We start from the raw sequence: 15,177 nt of genomic DNA on the forward strand, positions 1-15,177 counted from the left end.
CCGTGACAATTTACCCTCAACTTCAGGTCTTTCCGGCGCCTGCCGGAACTGTGACAATCTCCCCTCGGCTTTGAGTATTCCCCGTATCTGACGAAACTGTGACAAATTGCACTTATATATCCCACCGATCTGCATGAGTTGTGACAAATTACCCTCAACTAACTATTGGTATACTATTTATTTGACATCGTCCCCAACCTAAAGGCCGAGGTTTAACGGTGCATTGGATAATAAGTGTGACAAAGCACCCTGATTAAACGTATCAAGTTGAGTAAGCCAAAGAAGGTGAGGAATTGATAGCCTCAGACGAGGTATCGAATTTGGTACAGTATGAGATCAGATAGCAAATTGATAGGAAGTATGAATTATGCCTATGGAGACGGGAAAAACCAGAAAGTCAAATAATAGAATTAAAGGGGCCGTTGGTCGTCAAAATAGCTAAAAACAATATGCGTAGTTAGTCGGCCCTTCTTCTTCTCAACATATGAAACTTTCATAGGAGTACGGTTATTAATCTCTTCAACGACTGGTTGAAGGAAACGACGCCGAAAATCAGGCATTCTGCTATAACTTTGAGGCAGTTGATATCGATCCATGATCCAGTCGATTTTAAGGGAAAGAACGCCCGAGCCATCTGGTTTGCGATACTGGCATAACGACTCATAAAGACGCATCGCATAGGGACTGGTGATTTCCTTAGTCTCTCCCAATCGAAACTGAGTAAATCGATTCTGAAGGCCAACAAAGAATGGAATAATGTAGGGATTGATATGAACACTATATGTACCGCGAGCAGGGCTATAGGCCCGCTTAATGAACCAAGGGTATGACTCGTATCCATGCTCTCCATTCGCATCATCTTCAGGTTTGAAGAAAACGACTTCCTTGCCAGCAAAATTTTTTAATGCGTTACGAATATCCTTACTTGCCTCCGCAGAAGTTAATCCAAAAGTTTTAGCGTAATGTGCAACCTGGATATCACAAATTCCGTTATGATCATTTAACGTGCCATCGTGCCCGCGTATCTGATCAACAAACAAATACAACATACGTTTCTGATCTCTAGTCAGACTGTAAGCTGCTTCAGTTAATTCATTTGACTGAACTATGCGAGGACTATTTTTACGTCTCGTAGTATTTATCAGAGGTTGATCTGTCATCGTGATATCCCATCAAAGTGTGACAACGATTAAGGTTGTCACTGATATGCAAGCCTGTCAATAAGTGTGTGAATAAATTGGATTAGTGAGGGTGATTTGTCACAGGGTTTAGGGCAATTTGTCACAGATAACATGCCTATTTAAGGGTGATCTGTCACAGTATCAGGGCAATCTGTCACAGAGGATTGCTTGAGAGGCTTGTCTAGCAAGGGTTTGTCGAGTGCCTAAAAACAACATAAAAAGATCCTTAAAAAGATCTTTAAAAAATACCGTTGTATATGTGCATAAGTGTGTCCTCTGATACCTGCAAGCCACGTTAAATTACGCTTCCTCGCCTACTCGCTCGCTATCGCTCGGTCGTATGGCTGTGGCGAGCGTTGCGGATATCAAAGATTTCCTTCTTGGAATGGGTATTGATTTTTTCAACCTGTCTTAGATGGCTAGTAAGCGTGCAGCGAGAACCGTATTGACGAAGATAAGTTATTCAGCGGGCAGGACTACGCGCCATGGCAACAGTTCAACAACCCGGTTTACCGGCCAGTCTGCAATAACGTCAAGCACATGGTGAAGGTAACGTTCCGGATCGATTCCGTTCAGTTTGCACGTCCCGATCAGGCTGTACAGCAACGCGCCGCGCTCACCTCCGTGATCAGAACCGAAGAACAGCCAGTTTTTTCGACCCATGCTGACCGTCCGCAGAGCATTTTCAGCGATGTTGTTATCTGCTTCCGCCCAGCCATCGTCTGCATAGTACGTCAGGGCCGGCCACTGGTTCAGGGCGTATGCGAAGGCTTTCGCCAGTTCTGAGTGTCGCGACAGGGTTTTCATCTTTTCACGCAGCCAGCTTTCCAGTGATTTCAGCAGTGGCTTCGTTTTCTGCTGACGTTCGGCAAGGCGCTGTTCTGCCGGTATTCCCCTTATTTCCGCCTCGATGATATACAACTCGCCGATACGCTTCAGGGCTTCATCCGTCAGCGCCGATGGCGTTCGGACATGCACATCGTGGATTTTTCGGCGGGCGTGAGCCCAGCAGGCGGCTTCCATTATCCGGCCATTGCGGTAAAGCTCGTTGAACCCGGCGTATGCATCCGCCTGCAGCACACCGCTGAAGCCGGCAAGATGGGTCTGCGGGTGGATGCCTTTTCTGTCCGGGCTATAGGCGAACCACACGGCCGGTGCCAGCGCTGACCCGGCGTTGCGGTCGTCGCGAACGTATGTCCACAACCGCCCGGTCTTCGTCTTCTTATTACCCGGCAACAGCACCTGCACCGGGGTATCATCGGCATGGAGTTTGCCATCGGTCAGGACATAGTCCTGAAGCGCCTCTTCCAGCGGTGACAGCAGCCGGCAGCATGCATCCACCCAGCCCGACAGCAGTGAACGGCTCAGGTCCACACCCTGGCGACCGTATATTTCTGACTGACGATACAGCGGGGTATGCTCTGCATACTTTGAACTCAACACGCGCGCCAGCAGCCCCGGCCCGGCGATACCCCGCTCGATGGGGCGTGAAGGCGCGGGGGCCTGCACGATGGCGTCGCATTTTGTGCAGGCGTGTTTTTCCCGCACGGTCCGGATAACCCTGAAGGCGCTGCGCATCAGCTGCTCCAGCTGTTCGGCGGCATCTTCGCCCAGGTAACTCAACGCACCGCCGCAGTCCGGGCAGCATGCCTCTGCCGGCAGCAGCCGTTTTTCGTCACGGGGGAGTGATGCGGGGAACGGTTTGCGGGTGCGGGTCTGACGCAACGGACGCTGCACTGTCGGGTCATCCACCCGACCGGTCAGAGCATCGCTTTCTTTCTGCAGCCGGTTCAGGTCGGCTTCCATCTGTGCGATGCGGCGGGAGACCTTTTCGGAACGACTGCCGAAGTTCATCCGGCGAAGTTTATCCAGCTGCGCCTGCAGCTTGTCTATTTCGCGCTCCCGGTTGCTCAGCTTTTCCTGCAGGGCGTGGATCAACGCTTCCTGTTCAGCCAGGCGCTGTTTCAGCAGAAGGATGTCGTCAGAAGAGGTGTCGTTCATAAGCCCGCATTTTACCAGGCTTATTCTGCAACAACCAGGATAAAGAGGCCTACAGCATGGTCAGGGAGGTCAGCAACCGCTTCGGCTGTCGCCAGTCGATGCCTTCCAACAACATTGCCAGCTGCGCCGGTGTCAGGAACACTTTGCCATCGCGGGCTGACGGCCAGGCGAAGCGCCCGCGCTCCAGCCGTTTGGTCAGCAGGCACAGCCCGTCTCCGGTAGACCACAGCAGTTTGACCTGACTGCCACTGCGGCCCCGGAAGATGAAGACGTGGCCGGACATCGGATCATCTTTCAGCGCCGTCTGCACTTTTGCAGCCAGCCCGTTGAAGCCGTTGCGCATGTCGGTGATACCGGCAACCAGCCAGATCTTGGTCCCGGAAGGTAACGGGATCATCACTTCAGTTCCTGTATCAGCAGAGTCAGGAGCTTTTCGCTGACGGTGCCGTTGAGGCGAAGCGTCCCGTGCCGGAACGTTACCTCACAGCTGATACTGAGAGCCTCCGGGCCCTCAGCGGTTAGTTCTGGCTGTACGGAGGAGGCATCGAGAGTCACAGGGAGTAGCTGAGGACTCTCTGAGGAAGGTAATAGCAGCTTTCCCTCACGCCATTGTTGGCGCCATTTGAACAACAGATTGGCGTTAATGCCATTTTCGAGCGCCAGTTTTGAGATGGAGATGCCGGGTTCGCAGGAGGCCGCAACAAGCTGCTGCTTAAACTCAGGAGAATAATTAGGGCAGCCCTTACGCCTGCCGGGAGTCACATTTTTCTGCATATCTGACACTTTGGTTCCCACTACTTATTTGGTGGACACCACTTTGTCGGATGAATCAGATTATGACCAGACGGCTCTCGCTGGACGCTTACGATGGCTATAGCTCTTAGCTAGATAAAATTTAATCACACCTCATGAGTTTTTGTTTCCAACATGATGTTTTTTTGCCACAATGATAAAAAACGTCATGGAGGTGATTATGGAAAACATCGAGCAATTAAGGAAAGTGGGGGCAAGAGCTGGCAAGTTATTGACATCTCTTAGCGAGAGTATCCGCCAGCAGAAAAATGAATTACAGCTTAACGAATTTTACCAAGTTTACAGTAAGGCATCTTTATATAAACTGCCCAAGCTAAGCAAAGGTAGTGTCGAATACGCTGTAACTGAAATGGAAAATAAAGGCTATATTTTCAACAAAAAACAATCTGGTAATAGCATGAAGTACGCAATGACATTGCAGAATGTCATTGATCTATATCATTATCGTGAAGTACCTAAATATCGTAATCGCTATAATAAGGCCTTTACGATTTTCGTTTCTAATCTTAAAGGAGGCGGTTCAAAGACTGTATCAACAGCATCTTTAGCTCATGCACTTCGTGCACACCCTCACCTTCTTTTTGAAGACTTGAGAATTTTAGCAATTGATTTTGATCCTCAAGCTTCACTTACAATGTTTTTGAATCACGAAAATTCAGTCGGTCTGGTTGAAACAACCGCTGCACAAGCTATGCTGCAAAATGTTTCACGTGAAGAACTAATCTCTGACTTTATCACTCCTTCTATTATTCCCGGTGTAGACGTTATTCCTGCATCGATAGATGATGCCTTCATTGCCGAGGGCTGGAGAGGATTATGTGAAGAACATCTGCCAGGTCAAAATATCCATAGCGTTCTGAAAAAGAACATCATCGACAAACTTGAAAATGACTATGATTTCATTTTTATCGACTGCGGGCCTCATTTGGATGCGTTTCTGAAGAACTGTATTGGTGCAGCTGACTTGATGCTTACCCCCTTACCCCCTGCCACAGTAGATTTTCATTCATCTCTGAAATTTATATCCAGCTTACCAGCTCTAATTGACGGTATTGAGCAAGAAGGCCATCAGTGTAACTTGATCGGAAACATCGGTTTTATGTCAAAAATCCTCAATAAGCCGGATCACAAGATTTGCCATAGCCAAGCAAAAGAAGTTTTTGGAGCTGACATGTTAGATATGGTTCTTCCTAGACTGGATGGTTTTGAACGTTGTGGTGAAACTTTTGATACCGTTATATCTGCTAATCCTGCTACATATGATGGAAGCTCTGAAGCACTCAAAAATGCGAAAGTGGCTGCAGAGGATTTTGCAAAAGCTGTGTTTGATCGTATCGAATTTATTCGTAGTAACGGAGGTTAATCATGTCTAGGGAAGGTAGAAAAACAATTGGGCGTCAACTGAATTCTCAGGTTGGAATAGACGGACCTTCAACTACAGAAAAAACTCAATTCCTGACGCTAAAGAGCGGCCGGAAAGTTAAGTTCGTTGAAGTACGTATCCCTGCGAATGAAGTCAGTTCGAAGACTTTTGTAAACCAAGATACCAATGGTCGAGATCAATCAGCTCTTACTAAAGAGTCTTTAAAAGACATAATCAAAACTATTAAGTTACAGCAATTTTTCCCCTGTTTTGGTGTGCAGGAGGGGAACCGAATTGAGATTCTTGATGGTTCCAGACGTAGAGCTTCGGCAATTCATGTTCATGTAGGCCTGAATATCATGGTTACTGATGACTCCTTGTCTGTGGAAGAAGCGCGGCAATTGGCAAAAGATATTCAGACGGCTAAAGAACATAATTTGAGAGAAATTGGATTACGGTTGTTAGGGTTAAAAGAATCTGGTTTAAATCAAAAAGAAATTGCAATGCTTGAAGGCCTGTCTCAAGCCAAGGTAACACGGGCTTTACAGGCTGCAGCTGTACCACAGGAATTGATCTCTTTATTCCCTGTTCAGTCAGAACTTTCTTTTTCAGATTATAAATTGCTACTTGATATTGATGCTAATCTCACAGGAAAAGGCATTTCTTACCAGCAGCTGCTTGATGATATCTCAAGCCATCTCGATGAAGTCATTGGAGACTCACAGCTTCCAGAGGATGAACAAAAAGCGGCTGTTCTGAAGCTTGTTTCGAAAACTTCTCTGGCTCTCATTTCAGCGCCTGCAAGAGATAAACCCGTCGTCTCGCCATTATGGGAATTTGACGACAAAGATAAGTTTGCTCGTAAGCGTATTAAGGGAAGACAACTAGCTTATGAATTCAATCGCCTGCCGAAGGAACTCATAGATGATATCGATATTGCTGTAAACGATGTGCTAAAGCGTCATCTTTCTGAGTAGTTTCGCCATGGCGATTTCACGATTAACTAACTGTTATACAGTGATTTTTGTAATGAATTTCATAGTGAAATCGCCATGTTTTCATGTAAATCTTGCATGGGGTATATCTTTCCAACGGGTCGTGTAAGCAGGAGAAAACATTTCTCGTTCCATTCCGCTGCAATCCCCCTGCCCGCAAACCACACCTTTCTAGGTCCTAATTGGTTAATTCCATCCAGCACTTTCATCAATTCCTCACTGTGTGGTCGAGGCTGTACTGCATCAAACATGTTCAGTTACGAAACACAGGTCGGAGTAAAGTCGTTAAACATAATTCCCGCCTTCGCGTATCGATGTCCTTCTTGCCAGATAAAATCTAGTGCTGTCTCATCTGCTAGCCAGCTAAGATATTATTTTCGTGTGTTGTACTACGTGAATCTTCCGCACATAAAGCCTCCGAATGATATTTTTTAAAAATAGTTCAGAACTTCATCCATGCAGAGAATAAAACCTGTCTGTATACCTGCAGTAAATACTGTGCCGTGAGTCGTGCGCAAGGAAGGTGAAAAGCAGCAACTGGTTGCGCTGGCAGAAGTCGGGATGCTCGATGTCGATGCTTTTGCTCATGAATACCAGCGTCGACCGGCATCCGTCGTGACGTATATGGTGCGACTGGGTCTGCTGGATAAAGACCACGTTCAACGCTGATACCTCATATTTTCAAAGGTGGTGAGCCCTTACCTGACGTTGTCAGCAGTTACTCCCCCCTTCCGCTTAACAGTCGCACCGTGCCGGAAAAATTCAAGCCACCGGCTGCGGCGCCCGTTCGCACGCCCTCCCTTCGGTCATTCGTTTGCGCTGCGGCCTTGCATCCGGAGCTGGATTTTTTCCTGAAGGCCCGTTGCGTCCTGTGCGGTATGGCGGGAGCACACCGCAGACTGCCGGAATGGAAGGAACTCCAGAATGACGCAATTAACCCTCGATATCGCCCCGCGACGGGTTCAACGAAAAAATGCCCCCGGTAATACCGGTTATCAGAAATTCCAGCGCAGTTTTATCCGCCTGCTCGGGGAAACGGCGCGTTACCATCACCGGCATGAAGTGTTCCGTGATCTGGTTGCCATGGGGACTCTGGCCATGCAGAACGCATTTCTGCGCTCGCCGGTGCTGGAAGAAGAGTATCTGGCTATCGCCGGGCGCTACCAGGCAGAGGACATGACGCGGATGGCGCAACTCATCGGTTGTATTGCCGGGGCCCTGGACTGTCGTGCGGGGGACTTCCTCGGGGAAATCTTTATGGAGCTGGAAATAGGATCGACGCACATGGGACAGTTTTTCACGCCTTATTCCGCGTCCCGGCTGATGGCAAAACTCACGGTCAGTCACATGGCGAAGCAGCTGGAGAGGCATCCTTTCATTACGCTGGATGACCCCACCTGCGGGGCGGGCAGTATGGTGATTGCGGCCTGTGAGTTGATGCTGGATCAGGGGATTAATCCACAGCAAAAACTGTATGCGCGCTGCACCGATATCGATGCGGTTGCTGCGCATATGTGTTACCTCCAGCTTTCCTATCTGGGCGTGCCGGCGGAAGTGGTGGTCGGCAACTCACTGACGCTGAAGGCGTACCGCTCGTACCGGACCCCCATGTGGTATATCGGCAACTGGGGCCAGCAGCTGGCGGCCCGTGATTTGGTTGACGGCTTCCGGCGTTTTCTTCCTGACTGAATGACACCACGGGGCGAAAGCCCCGTGACTGCTGGCGCTTCCAGGGAGCTGAAGCTCCCGGCGCGCCGGACGGGTCCCGCCAGAGGCTTGCCCAGAAAAGGATACCCGCTGCGCGGGCCTGTTCCGGGTTACCCCCTCCCGTCCACCCTTCCTGCAGACGTTATCTCCTGCCATCGCTTAAACGGTTACATCGTGCCGTCAAAATTCAAGCCGCCTTCTGCGGCGCCCGTTCGCACGCTCTCCCGATGGTCGCGCGCTTGCGCTGCGGCCTTGCATCCGGGGTGTGATTTTTGCCTGTGGCCCGTTGCTGCCCGTCGCTCATGGCGGGAGACAACGACCCGCCCCTGAAAAGGGGAACGCCAGAAAGAGCTGGTTTTTCCCGATAACACTTCACCCACAGGAGAATGAGATGAACGATCGCCAGGTTGTCACCCAGTTGATGCAGTATCTGTCCTACAAGCTGCTGACATCGTCAGACGCGTTTGCGCAGACATTACGTCACTTTGATATTCAGACCACTTACGAGGGGATAATGGGGGATCCGGAGTTTGCTGGTTTTGTCGGCTGGAAAGGGTTTTTCTTTGTGGATGTGTTTTCTGCTGCACATCCGAAAGGGCAGCGTTTTGAGTTTGATACCGCCGCAGAGGCAAAAGCCTTTGCCTCCCGTATCCGTCACGGCGAGGTGGCGTGATGAAGCTGCACGCACTCCTGACTGCGGCCATGGGCCGCAGCGTACTGGCAGCAAAACAGTGGCCAGATGCCGTGACGGTTTCTGTGGTGACGGCAGGTTGTGGCATCTGTGTTCAGGGTGAGCTGATGGCGGGCGTGCTGTGTGATTTTATCCCGGCCCTGGCTGCACAGCATTATTTGCATCCGGACGCGGTGGCGCATTTGCAGGCGCTCTGTCAGGCGTATCCGGTCGATATCCGCATTACGGATGGCCTGAACGGTGACGTGGTGATGCAGGGGGTCCCGGATGAAAAAGTGTTTTTCGCTCAGAGTCTGAAAGCTGCTCTGCTGGCAGCGCTTGCCGACCTGATCCCCGAACTGGAAGAAAAGGAACAGACTCTCGCCCTTCACACCGGTGAACGCTGCAACGGTTTCCCCCTCTTTGAGCGGGTGACGGCAAATTATATCGTGACGGCGGAGCCATGGGATGCATTACCGGCGGACTTCACTGCCTCAGAGGCGCAGATCAACGCGTGGCTACGTGCCATTTTTGAAGACGGCTCAGACGTCCTGCAGGTGGGACTGGTGGTGTGGCAGGACTTTGGTCAGCAGCGCCTGGCCGACCGTGCTGTGCCGGATATCTGTATTATTCCACCCGGGGCACCCGCCCGCCGCTGGCTGGTCCGCGACACACTGAAAACGCTGGCAGCGGAAGTGCGTCGCCAGATCTACCTGCAACGCAATCTAACCGCCAGTTTTTCCCAGGTCCGGGGCTGAGCGGGTCCTCCCGGTCAACCGGGAGGACCCAAAGGACGCGCCATACCGGCGCGCTTTTTAACGCCTTTCAGGCGGGAAGGTTCCCTTCTGGCGTGCCTCTTCCGGGGCGCCGGTACTGATGGCCGTGTTGCAGACTGGCCCGCTGCGGTGCGGCATCAACAGCCCGTCACTCCCCCGGTCACCGCGTTCTGGAACGCGGCGCTGCGGCCTCCTTCCGGTTGTTGACCCCACACCTGGTGCTGCGGACCAGAAGGTCTGCACGGCCAACACTCCCCGGCCGCATGAGAAGGGGAGGCGACACCAGAAGGACACCATCATGTATCACTCATTCACTGACGCGCTTATCCACACCCAGGCAAAAACCACACTGGCACAGCATCTGTGGCCTGAAACCCTGCAGGCAGAGTATTCCCTGCAACACTGCCAGGGTGACGGGGTGTTATTTACCGGCGAACTTGCACCCGCTGATCTGCTGCGCATCATTCCCCACCTGCACACCTTAACCGCATCGATGACCCGCGCACTGCTCCGACTAGTCAGTGAATGGAGCGTGAGCGTCCGTCTCACCCGCCATACCCACCGGTACAACCATTCCGGCTGTGTCACGTTGACCGCTGAGGGGTTTCCGGAAAAAACTGACCTGGCGGAAGCTCGCCTGCTGAGTGCGTTGCAGTGCCAGTATGAGATCATTTGCCGAAAAGTGGAGGCGCTGGGTTACCGGCTGATTGCCGGCACCTTTCCGGAGGAAATGGACGAGGTTCTGCTGTGTCGTGGCACCGAAAATATTACCTTCCGCGTGGTCGCAGTCTACCCGGAGGTGTGCGGTTATTGTGATGCCGACGACGGGCTGGAGGGTGACTATATCGACCTGATCCTTCGCTGTGGTCGCCGGGTGCTTTGTCTGCGTTATGAAATCTTCTGTGACGGACAAAAAATGGCGGAAAGCTGGACGACAGGAACGGTGATTGATCCACATGGCCCAGCCAGAAAATGGTTGTCGCGCGATGAAGTCCGCTATGTTGCCAGTGAGGCCCGTGATGCTATTGAGTCCCGTGCCGTTGCCTTCCGCTCTTTCATCAAAGCCGTCTGATTGTCCCGGGGCACCCCACCCGGGTGCCCTTTCCGGTTACCGCTCGCATTGAGCGACCGCTATCCGGAAAGGGAAAAGGACGTGACCCGATGGCCACGCTGTTTTGTCGCCTGAAGGGCGACGGAGAGACCAGACCTTACACACGGGTTCAGCGAGGCAGCAGTATTACTGTGGATCCCGGGTGTTCAGCAAGGGTGAGCTGACCGATGGCGAAGAGGCCACGCAGGAATTGGGTGATGAAGATGAGCACGGCTGGAGTGAGTCTGATGGCCACACTGGCTGACTGATCATGTCCCGCACCATGGTGGTTAAAGACTGAGCAGGGCGGGGCATGGGGTTCGCTCCGTGCCCTGCAGCAAAGTATCCACAGGTTGCGCGGGTGGATGTTCACCCGGATTGTGGACAACCGCTATCACAAAGGATGTCGCGATGCTCCGCTTTTTGCGGCGCCTTGCGCCGGGGGAGGGGGTTCCCGTGTCGTGACGGCTTACGCCGTGCCGTTACGGTAGCCGGGCCGCTGCGCCTGCAAGGGTTCGCTTCGCCGGGCTCCTCACCCGTTCGCACGCCCCCTCTGACCGTTCCTCCCGTCGTGAGCGCGTTCAGTTTTCACGCGCTCACCGTCCGGCCCGCCTGCGCGTTGTCGTTTGCGCTGCGGCCTGCGGGCCCGCCCCTGCATTCTCCGCTTTACGCCCGTCTGTCGTGCCGTCACGGCGAAAGCCGGCGCTGAGATAACATTCACGACGGAGGATTTTATGCACACAGTTACCACCCCTGCGGTTTACGTTGGCACATACTATAAATACAACTGCGGCAGCCTGGCCGGTCAGTGGCTGGATGTGACGGATTTTGATGATGAGGCGGAGTTCTATGACGCCTGTCGTGCGCTTCACGCCGACGAGGCCGAGCCGGAGCTGATGTTCCAGGACAATGAGGGTTTTCCTTCCGGTATGGCCTCAGAATGTCACATTAACTGGGCGTTTGTGGAGGCGTATAAATCCGCAGAGGAAAACCACCAGACGGCCGCCTGGCTGGCGTGGGTGGACTATACCGGCGAGTGTGATTTTGACCGGTTTGAGGCGGCGTACTGTGGCGAGGCCGAAGATGAAGAGGAGTACGCGCGCGAATACGCGGACAGTACCGGGATGCTGAGCGAGGTGCCGCAAAGCCTGCGCGATTATTTCGACTTTGAACGGTTTGCCAGTGACCTGTTCAGTTCAGACCTCTTTTTCAGCAATGGCCATGTCTTTTATGCCTGCTGATGAATGACAAGGCGGGTTCGCCCGCCTGACTTTCTACCGGTCGGCTGTGTTCCTGACTGTCAGCCCGCGAAAAAACCCCTGGCAGGCCTTCCGCCTGCCGGAACCGGCAACACCTCGCCTGCGGCGGGTGTGCCGGGTCCCGGACGCTGTACCTCTCCCGCCATAAGCTGAACCCTGTCATGTTATCTGTAGCGGTGCCGGTTGTTCTGGTGTTGCCGGTGCCGTTGCTTTTTTTGGTGTTGTTTCGGGGACTGGAAAAACCAGAAGGGCATGAGAACACGGTGGCCCCTTCGGCTTCCCGTCCGGAGGCCGGGTCGTCGCCTGCACTCCAGAGGGCGCCGCGCAGCCCCGCCCACTTCCGCAGAGACACTGGGGTGCCTCTGTCCTTACGGATAGCAAGCGATGCCTGAACACCACGCTTGCAGCTGCCCACGTGCAGCCGCCGCTCTCACTGGCCGCCCTGGTGGCCGCTAAGGTGTCAGCCGGTGAACCGGCTTCATTGCCTGCCACCTTACCCTGTGTGTTCCGGCGCAACCCCTCTCATTGCTGATGCAGACTGACAGCGCACCTCCGCGCAGCAAGGGCCGCTCGCGCTTTCCGGTCAGATTTTCTTTCGCCGGCTTCAGAAAATCAGCCCTCCACCCCTGCTTTCGTCGTTTCGCCGTCAAAAAGTCTGCGCAATGAGGGGCGTTCCGCAACCGGAAATAAACCGGAAAGGAGGACGCCAGAATGAAGCCGGAGGAGACTAATGATGACCACCCAGACCCATGAGTACTTTTTTGAATTTCCCGCCATTCGTGGCCGTCAGGCAGGCCGCGAGCAGTATGTGCTGTTTGTGCCGATGAATATGCTCAAACGCATTCTGGCCAGCGATAACAGCGGGGATGTGATGTCCCGTTCGCAGCGCGAACATAACCAGGTCCGTTCACGCAAAATCACGAACTATCTGACCGGGGGACATGACACAAAGCGCGACTGGATCCTGGGTACGCTGACCGGAAATATCGATAAAGCGGTCATCTTTAACGCCGCCGAAGGCACAAAAGGCGACGTGGGCATGTTGTCCATTCCCATGGATGCGGATATCAAGCTGTTCGATGGCCAGCACCGCAGCGGGGGCATTTATGGATATATCGATGCGCGCCCTGATGCAAATGACATGATCACCCTGCTGCTGACCGTGGGTCTGCCGCTGGAAACCCGCCAGCAGTTTTTCTCTGACATCAACAACAACGCCACCAAACCGGCGACGGCCATTTCAATGGCGTACAACCATAAAGATCCGGTCAATGACCTGGTGCGTCACATTGCCTCCAGCGTCCGCGCCCTGGCGATGCGGGTGGACTACGAACACAACGTGGTGCCGGGGAAAAGTGACCTGCTGGTCAGCTTTAAGGCCCTGCATGATGCGACCCGGAAAATGTTTGGCCTGCGTGCCGGTGATGAGGTCCCGGCCGCGCTGCGCCATGAGGCGGTGACGTTGTGGAGTGCCTGGGCGGACGCGCTGCACTGGGAATGGGTGGCGGAAATGCTGGGGGCGTCCACCTACCGCACGATGGCCATCGGTACGCATGGGGTGATGGTCAATGCCATTGGTCTGGCGACGGCTATGATGCTTGAACACCATGATGCGGAGGCTATCGCGCAGCAGCTGCGTGCGCACCGTCAGCAGGATACAACCTGTGAGGACCGCTCTCAGACTTTCCATCACGAACGCTGGCACGGTATCTGTGTTGATGCGCAAAGTGGCACGGTGAAATGTGATGCGGCGGCACAGAGCCGGGCGGCCATGCACCTGCTGGCGCTGTTCGGTCTGGATCCGGCCAATCCCCATGCGTGGCTGCGTGAAGCCTGTGACGAGTCAGTCAGCGATGACGCCATCGCAGAGATGATCGGCAAGGTGGAGAAAGTGGCCGCCGAGAAAAATCTGTCCATGGACAGTCTGAAGGCCGATATCCCGCTGATGATTGCCCGCAGTGAAGGGGAATTTTTGCAGACGCTCAACCATATGCGCAAGCTGCGTCAGTGGGCAAAGGAGCAGTATCCGGAGGACGTGCAGGCGTAACGGATAAGGCCGCCCTGACGGGCGGCCAGACCCTGGCGGCCCACCTTGCCCTGGTGTGCTTACGACCTGAGCAGGAGGCGGCCACTGGCGCCATTATCGACGTTGAAGAATCCCCACGTCGTTCCGGTCTGGAGTTTTACCCGTATGCGGCGGCATTTTTTCACAGGCTAACCGGGCGCGGGAAAGCGTCGGGCAAAGGACTGCGACGCATTCCCGGCATCCGGTGGGACCCGGCGGAACGACTGGCCACCCTGAGTGATTATGACATGGCATTTAACACACTGATCCGTACCCGTGGCGAATACTGTCCGTCACCCCTTTCCACCTCTGACGGCGACTGGCTGTTCCCGGAAACGGCGTTTCGCCGCCGCGAACGTAACAAGCACCGGGTGAGACTGGCCGCGCATAAATACCATTCGACCTGGAGCCGCCAGGACGCCCGGCGTCGTGCCCAGGAGGCATTGCAGTATCAGCATTATGCTGAGCGGGCGCGCATAATGCTGAATTTTCAGAGTCCGGATACCTTTGTGCAGTGGCATGAGCGCCATCCGGAACTGAAAGAACAGGACTGGCTGGATATGTTCTGGCACTGGCAGCGCCGGTTCCCGTCGCTCAGGTCGCTGGCGTGGTTTCAGTACAGCCGTGATGAGCCGCAGGTGATTGCGATGAATTTGCAGGTACTGGTGCAGGACACCCAGGCGGTCATCAGGGCGCAGGAACGGTTATATGTCCCGAATAAACTGACTGTGCAGGCGACAAAAAGTGTCTGACTTTTCGACAGTTTTTAGCGGGTATTCCTGGTCAGAGTGAGGCGGTTAGCAGTATAATACCCGTGGCGCTTGAGGCTTTTTGCCTCCTGCGACTGGCAGCAATGTTGGAAGGTAGTGAGGCAGAAAGAGAAAAGCCCCGAGTAATTTTTCAATTAACCTGCACTGCACCCATTTAGTTGGACTATAAAATGGAATAGTCCCTTATATGGCAAAGCCAAAATACTCCTTTGAGAAACGTCTTGAGGTTGTTAAGCACTACTTCACCACTGATGATGGTTACCGGATCATCTCTGCCCGATTTGGGGTTCCCAGAACCCAGGTTAGGATGTGGGTTGCCCTCTATGAAAAGCATGGAGAAGAGGGTTTAATTCCCAAACCTAAAGGTGTTTCCGCTGATCCAGAGTTGCGCGTGCAGGTCGTTAAAGCTGTTACCGAGCAACATATGTCTCTCAATCAGGCCGCAGCTCATTTTATGCTTGCTGGTAGTGGTTCAGTGGTTCAGTGG

At 53.3% G+C, this 15,177-nt stretch carries 15 protein-coding genes and 1 pseudogene; 11 read left to right on the forward strand and 5 right to left on the reverse strand.

The annotated features are described in order from the left end of the window. Positions 1-410: 410 nt before the first annotated feature. From repE to tnpA, 4 genes are all read right to left on the reverse strand, one after another. Positions 411-1,160 (reverse strand): replication initiation protein RepE, encoded by a 750-nt coding sequence (repE, locus tag M979_RS21615; RefSeq protein WP_064556339.1) that lies wholly within the window; start codon positions 1,158-1,160, stop codon positions 411-413. Positions 1,161-1,640: 480 nt separating this feature from the next. Next, on the reverse strand, positions 1,641-3,182 hold the full coding sequence (tnpC, locus tag M979_RS21620) for an IS66 family transposase (RefSeq protein ID WP_064556340.1): 1,542 nt from the start codon (positions 3,180-3,182) through the stop codon (positions 1,641-1,643). 49 nt (positions 3,183-3,231) lie between these two features. Further along, on the reverse strand, positions 3,232-3,579 hold the full coding sequence (tnpB, locus tag M979_RS21625) for an IS66 family insertion sequence element accessory protein TnpB (RefSeq protein WP_042922210.1): 348 nt from the start codon (positions 3,577-3,579) through the stop codon (positions 3,232-3,234). Further along, complete coding sequence (gene tnpA, locus M979_RS21630) at positions 3,579-3,956, reverse strand: IS66-like element accessory protein TnpA (RefSeq protein WP_064556350.1); 378 nt, start codon at positions 3,954-3,956, stop codon at positions 3,579-3,581. Before tnpA ends, tnpB begins: the two co-directional genes overlap by 1 nt. 199 nt (positions 3,957-4,155) lie before the next feature. On the opposite strand from tnpA, the gene M979_RS21635 reads away from it, so the two are divergent. Both M979_RS21635 and M979_RS21640 read left to right on the forward strand, forming a co-directional pair. Continuing rightward, entirely contained in the window at positions 4,156-5,358 is a 1,203-nt protein-coding gene (locus M979_RS21635; RefSeq protein ID WP_064556341.1) for an AAA family ATPase, read from the forward strand. Positions 5,359-5,360: 2 nt separating this feature from the next. Then, a complete protein-coding gene (locus tag M979_RS21640) occupies positions 5,361-6,335 on the forward strand; it encodes a ParB family protein (protein ID WP_064556342.1) in 975 nt (324 codons plus the stop codon). A gap of 81 nt (positions 6,336-6,416) precedes the next feature. Here M979_RS21640 and M979_RS22895 read toward each other — a convergent pair. Further along, positions 6,417-6,697: pseudogene (locus M979_RS22895) on the reverse strand (DUF4113 domain-containing protein); the annotation flags it as partial. Positions 6,698-6,863: 166 nt separating this feature from the next. On the opposite strand from M979_RS22895, the gene M979_RS23445 reads away from it, so the two are divergent. The 9 genes from M979_RS23445 to M979_RS21680 form a co-directional block, all read left to right on the forward strand. Then, a complete protein-coding gene (locus tag M979_RS23445; RefSeq protein WP_157093287.1) occupies positions 6,864-7,022 on the forward strand; it encodes a hypothetical protein in 159 nt (52 codons plus the stop codon). Between the two features lie 255 nt (positions 7,023-7,277). Next, positions 7,278-8,042, forward strand: coding sequence for an N-6 DNA methylase (locus tag M979_RS21645; protein ID WP_157093288.1), 765 nt, complete (start codon positions 7,278-7,280; stop codon positions 8,040-8,042). A gap of 409 nt (positions 8,043-8,451) precedes the next feature. Further along, a complete protein-coding gene (locus M979_RS21650; RefSeq protein WP_064556343.1) occupies positions 8,452-8,733 on the forward strand; it encodes a hypothetical protein in 282 nt (93 codons plus the stop codon). Next, a complete protein-coding gene (locus M979_RS21655) occupies positions 8,733-9,488 on the forward strand; it encodes a hypothetical protein (RefSeq protein WP_064556344.1) in 756 nt (251 codons plus the stop codon). Before M979_RS21650 ends, M979_RS21655 begins: the two co-directional genes overlap by 1 nt. 316 nt (positions 9,489-9,804) lie before the next feature. Beyond that, entirely contained in the window at positions 9,805-10,578 is a 774-nt protein-coding gene (locus tag M979_RS21660) for a hypothetical protein (RefSeq protein ID WP_064556345.1), read from the forward strand. Positions 10,579-11,330: 752 nt separating this feature from the next. Beyond that, on the forward strand, positions 11,331-11,837 hold the full coding sequence (locus M979_RS21665; RefSeq protein ID WP_064556346.1) for an antirestriction protein ArdA: 507 nt from the start codon (positions 11,331-11,333) through the stop codon (positions 11,835-11,837). A gap of 751 nt (positions 11,838-12,588) precedes the next feature. Continuing rightward, positions 12,589-13,902: a DGQHR domain-containing protein gene (locus M979_RS21670; RefSeq protein ID WP_064556347.1), complete on the forward strand. Its 1,314-nt coding sequence runs from the start codon at positions 12,589-12,591 to the stop codon at positions 13,900-13,902. Between the two features lie 53 nt (positions 13,903-13,955). After that, entirely contained in the window at positions 13,956-14,672 is a 717-nt protein-coding gene (locus M979_RS21675) for a plasmid SOS inhibition protein A (RefSeq protein ID WP_167350293.1), read from the forward strand. A gap of 205 nt (positions 14,673-14,877) precedes the next feature. Then, positions 14,878-15,177: IS3 family transposase (locus M979_RS21680; protein ID WP_064556349.1), on the forward strand; the 300-nt coding region annotated here is incomplete at its 3' end.

The organism is Buttiauxella noackiae ATCC 51607 (assembly GCF_001654865.1).
Lineage (GTDB): Bacteria > Pseudomonadota > Gammaproteobacteria > Enterobacterales > Enterobacteriaceae > Buttiauxella > Buttiauxella noackiae.